General features: G+C 63.8%; 15 protein-coding genes and 1 pseudogene. 9 read left to right on the plus strand and 7 right to left on the minus strand.

The annotated features are described in order from the left end of the window. Positions 1-17 precede the first annotated feature (17 nt). Positions 18-914, minus strand: coding sequence for a LysR family transcriptional regulator (locus V1292_RS19630; RefSeq protein ID WP_334374349.1), 897 nt, complete (start codon positions 912-914; stop codon positions 18-20). Positions 915-1,013: 99 nt separating this feature from the next. Between V1292_RS19630 and V1292_RS19635 the strand changes: the two genes are divergently transcribed. Continuing rightward, positions 1,014-2,177 (plus strand): mandelate racemase/muconate lactonizing enzyme family protein, encoded by a 1,164-nt coding sequence (locus V1292_RS19635; protein WP_334374350.1) that lies wholly within the window; start codon positions 1,014-1,016, stop codon positions 2,175-2,177. Positions 2,178-2,356: 179 nt separating this feature from the next. Beyond that, a complete protein-coding gene (locus tag V1292_RS19640; RefSeq protein ID WP_334374351.1) occupies positions 2,357-2,827 on the plus strand; it encodes a GlcG/HbpS family heme-binding protein in 471 nt (156 codons plus the stop codon). A gap of 48 nt (positions 2,828-2,875) precedes the next feature. Here the strand turns inward: V1292_RS19640 and murI are convergent, their stop codons facing one another. Beyond that, positions 2,876-3,664, minus strand: coding sequence for a glutamate racemase (gene murI / locus V1292_RS19645; RefSeq protein WP_334374352.1), 789 nt, complete (start codon positions 3,662-3,664; stop codon positions 2,876-2,878). Between the two features lie 171 nt (positions 3,665-3,835). After that, a pseudogene (locus V1292_RS19650) lies at positions 3,836-4,218 on the minus strand (RidA family protein). Between the two features lie 159 nt (positions 4,219-4,377). Between V1292_RS19650 and V1292_RS19655 the strand changes: the two are divergent. Beyond that, entirely contained in the window at positions 4,378-4,974 is a 597-nt protein-coding gene (locus V1292_RS19655) for a TetR/AcrR family transcriptional regulator (RefSeq protein WP_334374353.1), read from the plus strand. Positions 4,975-5,002: 28 nt separating this feature from the next. Here the strand turns inward: V1292_RS19655 and purB are convergent, their stop codons facing one another. The 3 genes from purB to V1292_RS19670 form a co-directional block, all read right to left on the minus strand. Then, positions 5,003-6,310 (minus strand): adenylosuccinate lyase, encoded by a 1,308-nt coding sequence (purB, locus tag V1292_RS19660; protein WP_334374354.1) that lies wholly within the window; start codon positions 6,308-6,310, stop codon positions 5,003-5,005. 134 nt (positions 6,311-6,444) lie between these two features. Beyond that, a complete protein-coding gene (locus V1292_RS19665; protein WP_334374355.1) occupies positions 6,445-7,098 on the minus strand; it encodes a response regulator transcription factor in 654 nt (217 codons plus the stop codon). Beyond that, a complete protein-coding gene (locus V1292_RS19670; protein WP_334374356.1) occupies positions 7,098-8,468 on the minus strand; it encodes a histidine kinase in 1,371 nt (456 codons plus the stop codon). Before V1292_RS19670 ends, V1292_RS19665 begins: the two co-directional genes overlap by 1 nt. A gap of 204 nt (positions 8,469-8,672) precedes the next feature. On the opposite strand from V1292_RS19670, the gene V1292_RS19675 reads away from it, so the two are divergent. From V1292_RS19675 to V1292_RS19695, 5 genes are all read left to right on the plus strand, one after another. Beyond that, positions 8,673-9,440 carry a MotA/TolQ/ExbB proton channel family protein gene (locus V1292_RS19675; RefSeq protein ID WP_334374357.1) on the plus strand — a complete coding sequence of 256 codons (768 nt, stop codon included), beginning with the start codon at positions 8,673-8,675 and terminating at the stop codon, positions 9,438-9,440. After that, complete coding sequence (locus V1292_RS19680; RefSeq protein ID WP_334374358.1) at positions 9,437-10,111, plus strand: hypothetical protein; 675 nt, start codon at positions 9,437-9,439, stop codon at positions 10,109-10,111. Before V1292_RS19675 ends, V1292_RS19680 begins: the two co-directional genes overlap by 4 nt. Beyond that, entirely contained in the window at positions 10,104-10,712 is a 609-nt protein-coding gene (locus V1292_RS19685) for a hypothetical protein (RefSeq protein ID WP_334374359.1), read from the plus strand. The genes V1292_RS19680 and V1292_RS19685 overlap by 8 nt, the downstream gene beginning before the upstream one ends. 358 nt (positions 10,713-11,070) lie before the next feature. Further along, entirely contained in the window at positions 11,071-11,667 is a 597-nt protein-coding gene (locus V1292_RS19690; protein WP_334374360.1) for a TetR family transcriptional regulator, read from the plus strand. A gap of 325 nt (positions 11,668-11,992) precedes the next feature. Then, positions 11,993-13,663, plus strand: a complete 1,671-nt coding sequence (locus V1292_RS19695; protein WP_334374361.1) for a helix-turn-helix transcriptional regulator — start codon at positions 11,993-11,995, stop codon at positions 13,661-13,663. A gap of 45 nt (positions 13,664-13,708) precedes the next feature. Here the strand turns inward: V1292_RS19695 and V1292_RS33895 are convergent, their stop codons facing one another. Beyond that, entirely contained in the window at positions 13,709-14,155 is a 447-nt protein-coding gene (locus V1292_RS33895) for a GFA family protein (RefSeq protein ID WP_442895537.1), read from the minus strand. Positions 14,156-14,325: 170 nt separating this feature from the next. Here V1292_RS33895 and V1292_RS19700 point away from each other — a divergent pair, with 170 nt between their 5' ends. Then, a complete protein-coding gene (locus V1292_RS19700; protein ID WP_334374362.1) occupies positions 14,326-15,525 on the plus strand; it encodes an NAD(P)/FAD-dependent oxidoreductase in 1,200 nt (399 codons plus the stop codon). The last annotated feature ends 18 nt before the right edge of the window (positions 15,526-15,543 follow it).

Raw genomic sequence — 15,543 nt, forward strand, 5'->3', positions numbered from 1 at the left:
GCCGCCGCTCATTGCTTCTATTGGGCCAACGCATGCCACAATTCGTCTGCTGCGTGATTGCGACAGTCGGGCGATCTGAATAATCTGATCTCTATCGGGATATCGAACTGCGGTGGCCCTGCGCCAACGAGCCGTCCCTGTTCCAGATCGTGTTTTGCCAATGTTCGCGGAAGCCACGCGACCCCATGGCCTTCGCGCGCCATCGTCATCAGCGTCGCGGCGAGATGTGAGGTAAAACCGGTCTCCATTTGCGCGATCGCATCCCGGCTCATCTGATGGGCGGAGAGGATCCGGCCAAGTCCGGAGGCATGGCTATACGCGAGGAGACGTATCGGTCGAGCCGATGTGCCGGAGAGCGGCCATGCAGGCCGCCCGTCGGAATAGGGCGCGCAGAGCGGGACCAGACAATCATCGCCGACCCGCACGCTCTGGAAGCGCTCGGGTTCGAAACGCGTCGGCGCCTCTGGATGATAGTGACACAGCAGGAAATGGACCTCTCCGCCGAGCATGATCTCTTCGCAAGCTTCCATGCTGTCCGAAACCAGGTTGAGGGCGCCGAGGGCTTCAAAGCGCAGGTGGTTCCGAATCCATTCGGGGAAAAACGTGAAGGAAAGCGCGTGCGTTGCTGCGATGGACAGAGCGATCGTATTTCGCTCGCCCACCGATCGGGTATCGCGTCGCGCCCTTTCCAAACCACGGATCATGTCGGCAGCCAGCGGCTGAAAGTGCTGGCCGGCTGGCGTCAAGCTGGCGCCTTGAGCGCCCCGCACGAAAAGCGGGGTGCCGATCCAGTCCTCAAGCGCGCGTACGCGCCGGCTGAAAGCCGGCTGTGTTACGTTCCGCGCGTCGGCTGCGCGCGAGAAGCTCTTCAGTTCTGCCAGCGCCAGGAAGTCTTTGAGCCAGTCGAGATCCATGTCGATGCCGTTTGCGCATAACGCGAACCGATCATGGCATTGGCCAATCCGCCCTGTCCAGAAGTACCCATCGAGGCAGATCGCCCGAAGGAGAACATCATGCGCATCATCGACGTCTGTGAGATCACCAAGCCGATCTCGTCGCCCATCCGCAACGCCTATATCGACTTTTCGAAGATGACCGCGAGCCTCGTCGCTGTCGTGACCGATGTCGAACGCGATGGCCGCAGGGTCACTGGCTATGGCTTCAACTCGAACGGCCGGTACGGCCAGGGCGGTCTCATCCGCGAGCGCTTTCGCAACCGCATTCTGGAAGCAGACCCCAAAAGCGTCCTCAACCAATCCGGTGATAACCTCGATCCGCACAAGCTCTGGGCGGTAATGATGAGCAACGAGAAGCCCGGGGGGCACGGCGAGCGTTCAGTTGCGGTCGGAACGCTCGACATGGCGGTCTGGGACGCGACGGCCAAAATCGCGGGAAAACCGCTGTTCCGGTTGCTCGCTGAGCAAAAGGGGCGCGAGGCCAACCCTCGCGTCTTCGTCTACGCCGCCGGCGGCTACTACTACCCCGGCAAGGACAATGCGGCGCTGCGGGCAGAAATGCGCGGATATCTCAATCGCGGCTACAACGTCGTGAAGATGAAGATCGGTGGCGCATCCATTGACGAGGATCGGCGCCGCATCGAGGCGGTTCTGACCGAAATCGGCTCCGAGGCTCAACTGGCTGTCGACGCCAACGGCCGTTTCGACCTTCAGACCGGCATCGCTTATGCCAAAATGCTCCGCCAGTACCCGCTGTTCTGGTATGAGGAGGTCGGTGACCCCCTCGACTATGCCCTTCAGGCAGCGCTCTCGGAATTCTATCCCGGCCCGATGGCTACCGGCGAGAACTTGTTCTCGCACCAGGATGCGCGCAACCTTCTGCGCTACGGCGGAATGCGCCCGGACCGCGATTGGCTGCAGTTCGACTGCGCCCTGTCTTACGGCTTGGTCGAATATCTGCGCACGCTCGACGTGCTGCATCAATTCGGTTGGTCGCCGTCCCGCTGCATTCCGCACGGCGGCCATCAGATGTCGCTTAACATCGCAGCAGGACTGGGGTTGGGCGGCAATGAGAGCTATCCTGACCTCTTCCAGCCGTACGGCGGCTTTCCGGATGGGGTGAAAGTCGAGAACGGTCACATCGTCATGCCCGAGCTTCCCGGAATCGGGTTCGAGGGCAAGTCGGACCTTATCAAGGTCATGCGCGATCTGGCTGAGTGAGCGTAACGCGATCTGCGGTGTCGTTGCGATCCTCGCCATCTCCGACGAGGCAAGAGGCGAGCTCCGCAGCGATGTCCGCAACGCCGAATTATCATTCGGCGAGGGACCATAAGGTCACATCGACGTTTTCATCCGCCCGGGTATAGTCCCCTGCACAATAAAACCTAAGGGAGGAGACAATGATGAGGACAATTCTGGTCGCCGCTGCATTCGCCGCCCTGACCACCGGTGCATCCGCTCAGGACAAGCGCCCTGACTACGGCACCGCGGTCAATGCCGCAGGTGCGAAGAAGATCGCAGCCGGCGTCCTCGCCGAATGCCAGAAGAACGGGTGGAACGTGGCTGTCGCTGTGGTCGATAATCACGGATTCCTCGTGTATTTCGAACGCATGGACAACACGCAGACGGGCAGCATGGACATCGCCGTCGGTAAGGCGAGGTCCGCGGCGACCTATCGGCGCCCGACACGCGTTTTCATGGAGGCGATCAACAAGGGCGGGCCGGCCACGGCCACACTTCCCGGTGTCTTCGCCTCGCCGGGCGGATTGCCGATCATGGTCGATGGCAAGGTCACTGGCGGCGTGGGAGTGAGCGGCGTCACCGGCGACCAGGACGAGCAATGCGCGAAGGCCGGACTCGGGACTACATAAGGAATTGCATCCTGCACTCCAGCGTACCGTGACGCGCGCCCAGGCGACCTACGCCGGGACGCGCCCGCCGAAAAACGGCATCAGCGCCCGGCTCAGCGCGTGCGGCCGCTTGGACGTGAAGATGATCTCGGCCCCGGCCTCATTGCTTTCCCGGCCTGGTGACGCCAGTAGCTCGGACACGCGTCGGGCGATGGCGGGCGCCGGGTCGATCCAGTCGACCGGCCAGGGTGCGAGCTTGGTCATGCGGTCGAGCAACAGCGGATAATGGGTGCAGGCCAGCACGACGGTGTCGGTGCGATCTTCGCCACTGCCGACAAAGCAGGGGACGAGCTCCGCCGCGATATCCTCGTCGCGCACGTCGTTTCCGCTGAGTGCGGCTTCGGCCAGCGAAGCGAGTTCTGCCGATCCCACCAGCGTCACTTCGCAGCCTTGCGCGAAATCATTGATCAGGCGCCTGGTGTATTCGCGCTTGACGGTGCCCTTGGTCCCGAGCACCGATACGCGCTTGGTCTTCGAGCTGGCGCAGGCCGGCTTGATCGCAGGCACGGTGCCGACGAACGGCACGCTATAGGCGTTGCGCAGGTGCGACATCACGAGCGTGGAAGCAGTGTTGCAGGCAATCACCACCAGGGCAGGGACGTGACGTGCGAGCAGCTCACCGACCAGCGGGACCACGCGGGCGATAATCTGATCCTCACCGTGATGGCCGTAGGGGAAGAACGCGTCGTCGGCGACATAGACGTAGTGCGCGTCGGGCCGGGTGCGAACGATCTCGCGCAGGACCGTGAGGCCGCCAAGGCCGGAGTCGAAGACGAGGATTTTCGGCGGGGATGACACGCTGCGACCTTAGCCGATTTGCGGTTACCGTCAGGTTGCTTCGAGGGTGCCGGCGGGAGTCACGGCGGTTGCGACAATTTGGAACCATCTGAATCGGCTTGGCAAGGCCGGAAAACTGCTGGGGTGGCTACCCAGGACGTCCTGCAAGCGTGGATGCTCGCCGCCAATCGGTCAGGTGGATTGAGGAAGTCGCGCGATGACTTTGATTTCAAAATCGAAGCCCGCTAGCCAGTTCACCCCCACCGCAGTCCAGTTCGGATAGGGCGGTTCACCGATCTCCTTCAGGCGAACTGCGTTGACCGCCTCCCACTGTGCGGCCGGATTGGTATGGAACGTGGTCACGTCAACGACGTCGTCAAATGTGCAACCGGCAGACTTCAGCACGGCCGAGAGATTGTCGAAGGCAAGCTGGACCTGCTTTTCGAAGACCGGCTCGGGCGACCCGTCATCGCGGCTGCCGACTTGGCCCGAGACGAGCGGATCGCCGCCGAATAACGGTTGATCTCGTAGAGCGCCTGCCGGCCGGCAGGGAAGATTGCATCGCGTTTGGCCATGACGTCACTCCTGTTCAAAGGCAAGCCAGACCTCCACGGGTCCGGCTGTTTGCATCCTACTCGAGCGATAAATTGACATACGCTCCGTATGTTTCTATAAATCACATACGCGGCGTATGTCAACTAGCATACGGGGCGTATGTAATTGCGGAGATAGCGGTGGCCGCGAAGCGACGCGCACAGATGGTGGAGGAAACCCGGGCCAAGCTCATCCAGGCCGCCCGTAAGGCTTTCGCGACCAAAGGCTATGCGGCGGCGTCGATGGACGATTTGACCGCCGAGGCCGGCCTGACGCGCGGCGCGCTCTATCACACCTTCGGCGACAAGAAGGGTCTGCTGCAGGCCGTGATCGAGCAGATCGACGCGGAAATGGTGGCGCGAATGCGCGCTGTACAAGATCAGGCGGAGACCCGGTGGCTCGGCTTTCTCGCCGAGGGCGTCGCCTATATCGAGATGGCGCTGGAGCCGGAGATCCAGCGCATCATGCTGCTAGACGGACCGGCCGTGCTCGGCGATCCATCGCTATGGCCCAACCAGACCGCGTGTCTTCGCTCGACGACGCAAACGATCCAGGCGCTTATCGACGAAGGGACGGTGAGGCCGATGGATGCGGAAGCTGCCGCGCGGCTGATCAATGGAGCGGCGCTCAACGCCTCGCTCTGGATTGCCGCAGCCGACGACCCGCGCGCCGTCTTTGCAAAGGCTGTCGAGGCTTTCCGATATCTCGCGGTCGGCTTGCTGCAGACCGAGAGATGACCGTCAAGCGTTCGGACGGCGTGCGTTGTCAGCTCTCGCCGAACACGCGTTTGAAGATCGTGTCGACGTGCTTGAAATGATAGCCGAGGTCGAACTGCTCCTCGATTTCGGCATCGCTCAGGTGCTTCTTCACGTCGGGGTCTTTTTTCAGCAGCGTCTGGAAGTCGCCTTCGCCGCGCCAGACCGGCATGGCGTTGCGCTGGACGTATTTGTAGGCGTCCTCGCGGCTGGCGCCCTTCTGCGTCAACGCGATCAGAAGCCGCTGCGAATGCACGAGACCGCCGAGGCGGTCGAGGTTCTTCTGCATGTTGGCGGGATAGATCAGGAGCTTCTCGATCAGGCCGGCAAGCCGCATCAGTGCGAAGTCCAGCGTCACGGTGGCATCCGGCCCGATCATGCGCTCGGCCGAGGAGTGCGAGATGTCGCGCTCGTGCCAGAGGGCGACGTTTTCCATCGCCGGCATCGCATAGGCGCGCACCATGCGCGACAGGCCGGTCAGATTTTCCGACAGCACCGGGTTGCGCTTGTGCGGCATCGCCGACGAGCCCTTCTGGCCCTCGGAGAAGAACTCTTCGGCTTCCAGCACCTCGGTGCGCTGCAGGTGCCGGATTTCGATGGCGAGCCGCTCGACCGAAGAGGCGATCACGCCAAGTGTCGCAAAATACATGGCGTGACGGTCGCGCGGGATCACCTGGGTCGAGATCGGCTCCGGCTCCAGCCCCATCGCTTTCGCGACGTGCTCTTCGACGCGCGGGTCGATCTGCGCAAAAGTGCCGACGGCGCCCGAAATCGCGCAGGTCGCGACTTCCTTGCGGGCGGCGACCAGCCGCTCGCGGGCACGGGAGAACTCCGCATAGGCATAAGCGAGCTTGAGCCCGAACGTCACCGGCTCGGCATGGATACCATGGGAGCGGCCGATGGTCGGCGTCATCTTGTGCTCAAAGGCGCGCTTCTTCAGCGCGGCCAGAACCTTGTCGAGGTCTGATATCAAGAGGTCGGCTGCGCGGGTGAGCTGCACGTTGAGGCAGGTGTCGAGCACGTCGGAGGACGTCATGCCCTGGTGGACAAAGCGGGCCTCGGGGCCGACGATTTCGGCCAGATGGGTCAGGAAGGCGATCACGTCGTGCTTGGTCTCGCGCTCGATCTCGTCGATCCGCGCCACGTCGAAGGTGGCGTGCTTGGCCTTGGCCCAGATCGTCTTCGCCGCCTCCCTGGGGATCACGCCAAGTTCCGCCAGCGCATCAGCCGCATGCGCCTCGATCTCGAACCAGATCTTGAAACGCGTCTGCGGCTCCCAGATGGAAGCCATTTCCGGGCGGGTATAGCGGGGGATCATCGAAAACTCCGAAACGGGCAAGCGAGGCGCACGAGGCGGCTCCCGGCCGATTTGTTTTTACGCCGTGCTTTAGCAAATCGTGTCGGGGGAGGCCACCCGTACGGCGGCCGCGAGCGGGGAAAACCGGGCCGCCGCTACAGGCTGGCCAGTCCGCATTCCACAGCCAGGCGGACCAACTGCGCATCCGTCCGCATGCCGGTCTTGGTCTTGATCAGGTAGTGGTAGTTCTGCACGGTCTTGATGCTGAGATTGAGGTTCGAGGCGATCTGCTCGGTGGTTGCGCCGGCGGCCAATTGCCTGAGGATCTCGATTTCCCGCTCGCCCAGTTGATCGAGCAGCGATCCCGAGGGGGAGAGGCTTTCCAGCGCCAGCACGTGGGCGATGTCGTCGCTCATCGCCGGTTCGCCGCGGACCAGTGAACGGATCGCCCGGATCAGCGCTGATGGGTCGGAGCCCTTCGTGACGTAGCCGTTCGCGCCGGCATTGAAGGCGGCCTTCACCTGCGCCGCCTCGCTGTGCATGCTGAAGACGAGAATGCGGGTGTCGGCGGAGCGGGCGCGAATGTTCCTGATCGCCTCGAGCCCGCTGGCGCCCGGCATCGATATGTCCATGACCACGACGTCAGGCGCGTGCGCCTTGAACGCGCGATAGGCGTCGGCGGCGTTTTCGGCCTCGGCCACCACCTGGAAATCGTCCTGGTGCTCCAGCACGCGCCGGTAGCCTTGCCGGACCACGGGATGGTCGTCGACGAGCAGGATCGAAATGCCTTTGGTCTGCGACGCGGTCATCAGGCTGCAAGCGGGATCGTGGCGGCCACGCTCACCCCGCGGTTCGCATCCGCGATCGACAGCGAGCCGCCGAGCGCGGCGACCCTCTCGCGAATGCCGGTCAGGCCGAAGCCGGGAGAGCGGGCCAGTTTGGCCGCATCGCCGCCGCCATCGTCCTCGACGTGGACCAGCAGCGCGTTTTCCGCGCCGGTGCGCCGCTCGATCCGCAGCACGATCACCCGCGCCGAACTGTGCCGCAAGGAATTGGTCAGGCACTCCTGGGCGACCCGATAGGCGGTCGCAGCGACGGCGCCGCGGACGTCGGCGAGATCGCCCTTGAGATCGAGCTGGATCATCGGCTGCGTCGCATTGCGCGAGCGCCAGCTATCGACGAGATCGACGAGGCAGGCTTCGAGCCCGAGTTCCTCGGCGGGCGGATGGCGCAGGCGGTTCAAGGTATCGCGCAGGCACGCCATGATGCGATGGGTGGCTTGCGAGATCATCCGCGCGTCCTGCGCGACCTCGCCTCTCGCCGTTTCCCGCGCGCTGGTTGCTTCGATCGTGTTGGCGAAAGCGAGGATCGCCGTCAGGTTCTGTCCGAATTCGTCGTGCAGCTCACGGGCAAGCGCCCGCCGCTCGTCGCTGCGGATTTCGAGCAGGCGCCGGGTCAGCGCGGCGCGTTCCTCCATGGACTGTGCGAGGCGGTCGCCGAGATCTCCGACGGCCTGTCCGATCATGGCAAGTTCCATCGATCGGAAGCGGGGCAGCGACGTGCTGTATTGCCCGCGCGCCATCCGCTGCAGCGCGGCGACGATCTGCCGCGCCGGCGCAAGCGTATGCGCAATCGCAAGCGAGGCAAGCAGCGCGATCGCCACCGCCATCAGCAGGGCGACGTGGATGTTGTCGAGGATGTGCTGCCAGGCGAGTGCGATGGCGGCATTTGGATCGGCGGCGGCCGAGACGCTGCCTGCATTGGCCGCGCGGGTACTGATCGGCCGGACGACCGCGGCGTGATCCCCAAGCAGTGTCTGCACGGTGGCCGCGAACCAGCGCGGCGGAGCTTGGCCGATTCCCTTGCTCTGTCCGCAGAGCGGCTTCTCGAACGCGCCCGCCGGCTCGAGCCGGACGCAGATGCCCGGCGAGATCAGCCCCATCGTTTCGATGGTGCGCCATTCCGGCACCGGCAGCAGTTGCTCGCGCATTCTGTTGCTGCGCAACATCAATTCGCGCCAGTAGAGCGCTTCCAACGCCACCGAGACACGCTCAGCGGAAGCGGCCGTGGCACGATCGACGCTGCGATGCGCGTCGATCGTCGCCCAGATAGTCGCCGCTCCCAGGCACAGGATGACCACGAGAAACAAGCGGGCGACGAGCTGAAGCACGAGGCGCATGCGATCACTCCCGAACGTGCGGATAAGCGTAACAGCACCGCCAACCCGTGCCAATGCAGTGGGTTCTAATTCGGGAAAATTTCCCAACCAACCGTGGGCATATGTCTTTGGACGCGGTCGTGACCGCTGATCTATCAAAGCCAAGGGACGTGTTTGCAGGCGGCTTTCCGGCCGCAGCGCGCCATTCCAGGGAGCTGACGCAGCATGAGTGCAACGGCTGGCGGGAAGACCGCATCATCCGGCGCGGATACGTCGGAACGCAGCGTACTCCTGCTATGGATGATCTTCACCGGGCTCTCCGTTTTCGCCGTGGTCGTCCTATGGCGATACGGTCTGCTCCATCTCATGATCATTTCAGACCGCACCTACATTTCGAGCGTCATTGCCGTCCTCTATATCGTCACTTGCTTCCATTGCTTCTGGCGGACGCGCGCGATCGCGCGGGAAGGCGAGATCACGCGACGCTGCCGCGCGATCCTGTCGGTCCCGGGCGGCGCAAGGGGGCTGGACGAGGATGCACGCGCCTTGCCGGGCGGGCTGGTGACGGATCACATCCGCAGCCTGGTGCAGAAGGCCAGCGCACAGGACGCCGGGCGCATCGACCAGACGCTGCTGCTCCGCTCGCTCGCCGACCGGCTGCGTGGCTCCAACGGATTTGGCGCGTTCGTGTCCGACACGCTGATGAAGCTCGGGCTGCTCGGCACCATCATCGGCTTCATCATCATGCTGGCGCCGATCGCCACCCTCGATGCGGCCGACAAAGTCGCGATGAAATCATCGATGGGCCTGATGAGCGACGGTATGGCGGTGGCCATGTACACGACGCTGGCCGGCCTGATCGGCTCCATCCTCGTGAAGATCCAGTACTACATGCTGGATGCCGCGACCCAGCGGGTGTTTTCCGATGCCGTCATGCTGACCGAGACGCACGTCACCCCGGCGCTGGAGCGCCATCCTGGAACGCCGGCATGATGGATGATTTCGGTCTCTATCCGCGCGAGGAGGCCTTCGATCCGCTCGGCGTCATGCTGTTCAAGGCGCTGCAGGTGATTGCGTTCCTGTTCTTCCTGGCGCTGCTCGCAGTCTCGCCGGACGCGAAGGACGGCAAAATCGATTCCAAGGCCGAGTTCATCATCACGATGGACTGGCCGGACAATCATCCCGACGATCTCGACCTGTTCGTGCAGGATCCCGCCGGCAACATCGCCTGGTATCGCCACCGCGAAGCCGGTTTCCTCACGCTCGACCGCGACGACCGCGGCGGCGCCAACAATTTCATCATCGTCAACGGCAAGAAGATTGCGTCGCCGATCAGGGAAGAGATCGTCACCGTGCGCGGCATCGTCGCCGGTGAATACACCGTCAACGTCTCTCACTTTCAGGCGACGACCGGCCAGCCCGTCGCGGTGAGCGTGAAAGTCCAAAAACTCAATCCGACCGCACAGGTGATCTTCGACAACAAGCTGACGCTCGACCACACCGGCGAGGAAAAGACCGCGCTGCGTTTCTGGCTCGATGCCGAAGGCAAGGTGCTCGACGTCCAGCAGCGGCCGAAGTCGCTGATGGAGACGTTCCGTAACGTCCGCGCCAATGGCGCGGATCTCGATCCGAAAACCGGCGTCAGGGTGCCGCGTCGTGAATAGCCTGCAATCGGTCGTCCTCACGCTCTCTCTCAGTTACGCGCTGATCGGCGCGCTGTTGCTGATTGTCCTGGTCTATGCGCGCTTGCCCTGGTCAGCCAAGGCAGTCGCCGTGGTGGTGACGAGCGCGTTCTACATTGCGAGCTTCGCGGGTGTGCGCGGCCTGTTGGGGTGGGCCAGCATCGACAGGCTGCCCGCAAGCTTCAAGCTGTTGCAGGCCCGGATCGTGGAGCCGCACTCGCTGGAAGGCGACCCGGGCTCGATCTATCTTTGGGTCGAAACCCTCGACGACGGCAACCGGCCGAGCGGTGTGCCAAGGGCCTTTCGCATTCCCTATAGCGACAAGCTCGCGCAGAAGACCGACAAGGCGGCCAGTGAGATCGCCGCCGGCCGCCCGCAGGGCGGTCGCGCCGCCGATTTTGGCGATGGCGGGGGCCGCCTGCTCGAGGCCGCCCGGGAGTACATCATGCCCACGGCGATCATCGATACGTCGGGAGGCGACCCCTCCACGGGCGGGGGATTGGCCGCCGCGCCCCGCGACGGCGACGGGGTGTCGTTTGCGCCGCTGCTCCCGCCGCGGATGCCGCCCAAGGACGAGCAGTAGGCTTGGGGCGCGGGGAAGCGGCGGGCCCGGGAGGTCGGTCAATCACGGATTATTGACTGACAGATATCGAAATCTGTCAGCGAGAGATGCTATATCCATTGCTGACGCCGGTACGGGGCGTCACCCGGCTCGTTGGCCCTGAGCCGGGGACTTGCAAAGGACTACGCCATCATGACTGCCCATCTCATTCATCTCACCGCCCAACTCCAGCGCTGGCTCAATCAGAGCGTCGCCCGCCATCTGGCCGCCCAGGCCGAGCGGTTGGAACCGGTGAAACATTAATCCGCCAAAGGATTTACAACGCGGATTGCAAGGGGATTAGAATGACCACCCGTCCCATCGTTTCGCAGGTGCGCGCATGAACGAAGTCGTGGTTTTGACCCCCGAACGAATCCTGGAGGTCACCGAGGACGTCTTGCGCCGCTATGGGCTCGCCAAGGCAACGGTGGTGGACGTCGCCCGCGCGCTGGAGGTCAGCCACGGCAGCGTCTACCGCCATTTCCCCAGCAAGGCTTCGCTGCGCGAGGCGGTGGCCAAGCGCTGGCTCGACCGTCTCAGCGCGCCGCTCCTGAAGATCGCTGAAAGTTCCGGCCCGGCGCCGGCGCGGCTGGATCAGTGGCTGCGCACGATGTTTTCGATAAAGCACAAGCGGCTCGGCGACGACCCCGAGATGTTTGCGACCTACCTGACGCTGGCGCGCGAGGCCTGCAAGTCCGTGAACTGCCACAAGGACTGCCTGGTCGATCAGATTGCGCTGATCCTGACCGATGGCGTGAAGCAGGGCGAATTCCAGGTCGCCGATGTCAAGGTGACGGCACGTGCCATTTTCGACGCCACCAGCCGCTTCCACCATCCCGCACATGCCGAGGAATGGAATGAGCCGGGCGCCCCGGCACGGATCGATGCGCTGCTGGCGCTGCTGCTTAAGGGGCTTGAAGCGCCGCGCAAGCACTGACGATCCTTCTGAAACCGACTTGCAGCCCGTTTTCCCGCGAGCCGTGAGGACGCCCTCTGTTGGCGGCACTTCCATTTCAAGCCGTCAGCGATGTCGCTATTGGTGGACCCAAGGCGGAATATTCGAGCAACGGACGTTCGGCTTTGGCTGAGCGGCGCCGGACGCGCAAGAAGCTGTAATCCGACGTTTTCTGGCAGATATCTGCTCAATTCTGTTCCCATCGGAAATCCACCCGCGCGAAAGGCATCCTGCTCGTCGACTGTTCCGCATATGATGCTTTGGCAATCTCATGGGTCCGCTTATCTCTTGGGACTGGAGCAAACGCATGAAGCGGTGTCCGGGCCAGCAGAAGCGCGGAGGTGCGAACAAATCCGGCGACCTCGATCTGGCCCGTGAATATTATCGACAGCGCGCCTGGGCCGATGCTTACCAGGCGTTCTTGCGCGCCGACCAGGAAGCCTCGTTAGCTGCCGAAGCTCTCGAACTGCTGGCGATGGCCGCATACCTGGTCGGCCGGGACGAGGATTATCTCAAGGCGCTCGAACGAGCCTACAATGCGCACCGGGATACTCCCCGGCGCCTTCGCGCCATCCGTTGCGCGTTCTGGCTCGGCTTTCGCCTGCTAATGCGCGGCGAGATGGGCCGTGCGAACGGCTGGTTTTCCCGTGCACAACGTTTGCTGGAGCGTGACACGCGCGAATGCGCCGAGCGGGGCTATTTGCTGCTGCCGGTCGTCGAGCAACGTCTCGGATCTGGTGAGCACGAGGCAGCGTTCGTCGCTGCAGCCGAGGCCGCCGCAGTCGGCGAGCGCTGTGGCGATCCGGACCTCGTCGCTTGTGCCCGCCACCAGCAGGGCCGCATACGACTGCAGCAGGCGCAGCTCGGAGCCGGACTCGCGCTCTTGGATGAGACCATGGTCATGGTCACTTCTGGAGAACTGTCGCCGCTGGTGACAGGCTTGATGTATTGCAGCGTGATCGCGGCCTGTCAGCAGGTATACGCACTCGACCGAGCCCGCGAATGGACAGGCGCCCTGGCGCGTTGGTGCGAAGGCCAGCCCGATATGGTCGCCTTCGCCGGGGTTTGCCAAGTGCATCGCGCGGAGATCCTGCAGTTGCAGGGCGCCTGGCCTGAGGCGATTGAGCAAGCGCGGCGCGCCTGCGCGCGGTCGCAGGGCTTCGACCGGCGGGCTGCCGCCGGAGCGCTCTACCAGCAGGCAGAGGTCCATCGTCTGAAAGGGGAGTTTGCAGCGGCTGAAGAGGCGTATCGAGGCGCGAGCCAGCTTGGCCTGGAGCCCCAGCCGGGCTTGGCGTTGCTGCGCCTTGTGCAGGGACGGCCCGACGCGGCCGTCACCGCCATCCGCCGCGTCGCAGGCACGACGGCGAGCCGCCTGAAACGCATGGGTTTGCTGCCCGCCTATATCGAGATCACATTGGCCGCCGGTGACGTTCAGGACGCACGCAACGCCTGCCGAGAACTCGAGGACATTGCGCGGAGCTTCGATATGAGCGTCCCGGATGCAATGGCCGCGCAGGCCTGCGGAGCGGTGGACCTCGCCGAAGGGGACGCGCGGGCCGCACTCGGTTCGCTGCGCCGTGCCTTCGAGGTGTGGCAGGGGATCCCGGCGCCCTACGCGGCTGCGCGCGTGCGCGTGCTGATCGGACGGGCCTGCCGCGCCCTCGGAGACGAGGACGCTGCCGATCTGGAGTTCGACGCGGCCCGGACCGTTTTCGAGCGTTTAGGTGCCGGCCCCGATCTCACACAGATCGGCTCACTGACGAAGGGCGTCGCTTCCAGCAATGTGCATCGCCTAACCCCGCGTGAGCTTGATGTTCTTCGCCTGGTCGCCGCCGGCGAAACCAACAAGGCGATTGCTGGCAGGCTCTCCCGAAGCGAGAAGACGGTCGATCGGCACGTCAGCAACATCCTCGCCAAGCTTGATGTCCCCTCGCGGGCCGCGGCGACGGCCTTTGCGTGCCGACACAAGCTGATCTGAACACTGAGATTAAGGTCGAAGGTTTCTTCGATCAGCTTCGGACGGTCAAACAGGCGAGCCGGACGCGGCTTCCGGGTGCAACCACGGGAGCCGTTCGCCTGCAAACGCCGCTCCCGTGGGCTTGAGCTTCTCGGGTTCTTCGAACGCGCCGAGATGAAAGTGCGTCTCATTGGGCCGTCGCTGGTTCGCGCAGGTCAGGGTCGAGCCGCACCTTGCGCAGAACCCGCGCTCCACGCCCGGCGATGAATTGTATTTGCTGATCGCTCCGCTCGTTACCGTGACGGCGGAGTCGTCGAAGGCAACGAAGACGGATGCCGGCGCTCCGGTATGGCGCCGGCAACTCTCGCAGTGGCACCACAGGACCCATTTCGGGCGCCCAGCCGCATGGAAGCGTACGGCACCGCAGAGACAACGTCCCTCGAATGTATCGCTCATATCGTTTCTCCTTCCCGGCGGCTTGCCGCCGGCTTCGACATGTCGCGATCGTGCCATACCTACGGCGCCCGCGAATGGGGAAGATCACCCATACGTCTGCAAGGGCCCGATTGGGCGTTCTCCCGAAGCGCCGGCTCCCGTTTCTCTCTAGCACCAGCCATGGCACGCCGCGGACCCGCGATGCGCCGAGCCCGCGTCTGATTTGTCAGTACAAGGAGAGAGCCGCGATGACCAAGGCATTCGACGCAATCGTAGTGGGCGCCCGCTGCGCGGGATCGCCGACCGCAATGCTGCTGGCCAGGAAAGGATATCGGGTTCTCGTGGTCGACCGCGCAACTTTTCCGAGCGACACGGTCTCTACGCACATCTTGCATCCCCTTGGCGTAAGTGCCCTGTCCAGTTGGGGCCTTCTCGATCGCCTGACTGTGACCGGATGCCCGCCGATCGACAGCTATGCTTTCGACTTTGGTCCTTTCACGATTGTGGGCGCGCCAGGCACGAGTGAAGCGCCGGTTGCGTACTGTCCGCGCCGCACGATACTCGACAAGCTGCTCGTCGATGCTGCGGCTCAGTCCGGCGCGGAAGTTCGCGAAGGCTTCGCCGTGGATGAAATCTTGATCGAGGACGGGCGGGCGGTCGGCATCAAGGGCCGCTCGAAGCATGGCGGCCCTATCACCGAGCGCGCTGAAATCGTCGTCGGCGCCGACGGCAGACACTCGTTCGTGGCCGAAGCGGTCCAGCCAGAGCACTATGACGAGAAACCCATTCTGCTCGTCGCGTATTACACCTACTGGAGCGGACTGCCGATGTTCGGCAAGTTTGAGCAATATATCCGTGACGGGACCGGATTTGCCGCCGCTCCAACCCATGACGGGCTGACGATGGTGATCGCCGGTTGGCCATACGCAAGGTTCGACGATTGCAAGAAGGACATCGAAGGGAATTACCTGAAGACCATCGCGCTGGCGCCGGCGTTCGCCGACCGCCTGCGCGAAGCCAAGCGGGAAGCGCGCTTCGCCGGTGCGGCGGTGCCGAACTACTTTCGCAAGCCCTACGGCCCCGGCTGGGTGCTCGTGGGCGACGCGGGCTACAACCGGGACTTCATCACTGGACAAGGAATCATGGACGCCTTCCATGACGCCGAGCTCTGCGCGGTCGCGCTCGACAGGGCCTTCTCGGGAGCGCAGCCGTTCGACGCGGCGATGAGAGACTACCATCGCGCGCGCGATTCACGGGTGGCGGCAATGTATGAATTCACCTGCATGCTGGCGACGCTGGAACCACCGCCACCGGATCTGCAGCGCCTCCTTGGCGCGATTCACGGCAACCAGAGAGCTATGGATGCGTTCGCGCGGATGAATGCCGGAACAATATCACCCGCTGAGTTCTTCGCGCCGGAAAACGTCAATGCGATTACGGCCGCTTAGGACGACCGATGCTGCAGA

The sequence above is a fragment of the Bradyrhizobium sp. AZCC 1719 genome (assembly GCF_036924525.1).
Taxonomy (GTDB): Bacteria; Pseudomonadota; Alphaproteobacteria; order Rhizobiales; family Xanthobacteraceae; genus Bradyrhizobium.

Excerpts from the sequence above, each read along its gene's own strand:
- V1292_RS19630 (WP_334374349.1), bottom strand. The coding sequence starts at position 914 with ATGGATCTCGACTGGCTCAAAGACTTCCTGGCGCTGGCAGAACTGAAG.
- V1292_RS19635 (WP_334374350.1), top strand. The coding sequence starts at position 1,014 with ATGCGCATCATCGACGTCTGTGAGATCACCAAGCCGATCTCGTCGCCC.
- V1292_RS19640 (WP_334374351.1), top strand. The coding sequence starts at position 2,357 with ATGATGAGGACAATTCTGGTCGCCGCTGCATTCGCCGCCCTGACCACC.
- purB (WP_334374354.1), bottom strand. The coding sequence starts at position 6,310 with ATGATCCCCCGCTATACCCGCCCGGAAATGGCTTCCATCTGGGAGCCG.
- V1292_RS19665 (WP_334374355.1), bottom strand. The coding sequence starts at position 7,098 with ATGACCGCGTCGCAGACCAAAGGCATTTCGATCCTGCTCGTCGACGAC.
- V1292_RS19670 (WP_334374356.1), bottom strand. The coding sequence starts at position 8,468 with ATGCGCCTCGTGCTTCAGCTCGTCGCCCGCTTGTTTCTCGTGGTCATC.
- V1292_RS19675 (WP_334374357.1), top strand. The coding sequence starts at position 8,673 with ATGAGTGCAACGGCTGGCGGGAAGACCGCATCATCCGGCGCGGATACG.
- V1292_RS19680 (WP_334374358.1), top strand. The coding sequence starts at position 9,437 with ATGATGGATGATTTCGGTCTCTATCCGCGCGAGGAGGCCTTCGATCCG.
- V1292_RS19690 (WP_334374360.1), top strand. The coding sequence starts at position 11,071 with ATGAACGAAGTCGTGGTTTTGACCCCCGAACGAATCCTGGAGGTCACC.
- V1292_RS19695 (WP_334374361.1), top strand. The coding sequence starts at position 11,993 with ATGAAGCGGTGTCCGGGCCAGCAGAAGCGCGGAGGTGCGAACAAATCC.
- V1292_RS33895 (WP_442895537.1), bottom strand. The coding sequence starts at position 14,155 with ATGGCACGATCGCGACATGTCGAAGCCGGCGGCAAGCCGCCGGGAAGG.
- V1292_RS19700 (WP_334374362.1), top strand. The coding sequence starts at position 14,326 with ATGACCAAGGCATTCGACGCAATCGTAGTGGGCGCCCGCTGCGCGGGA.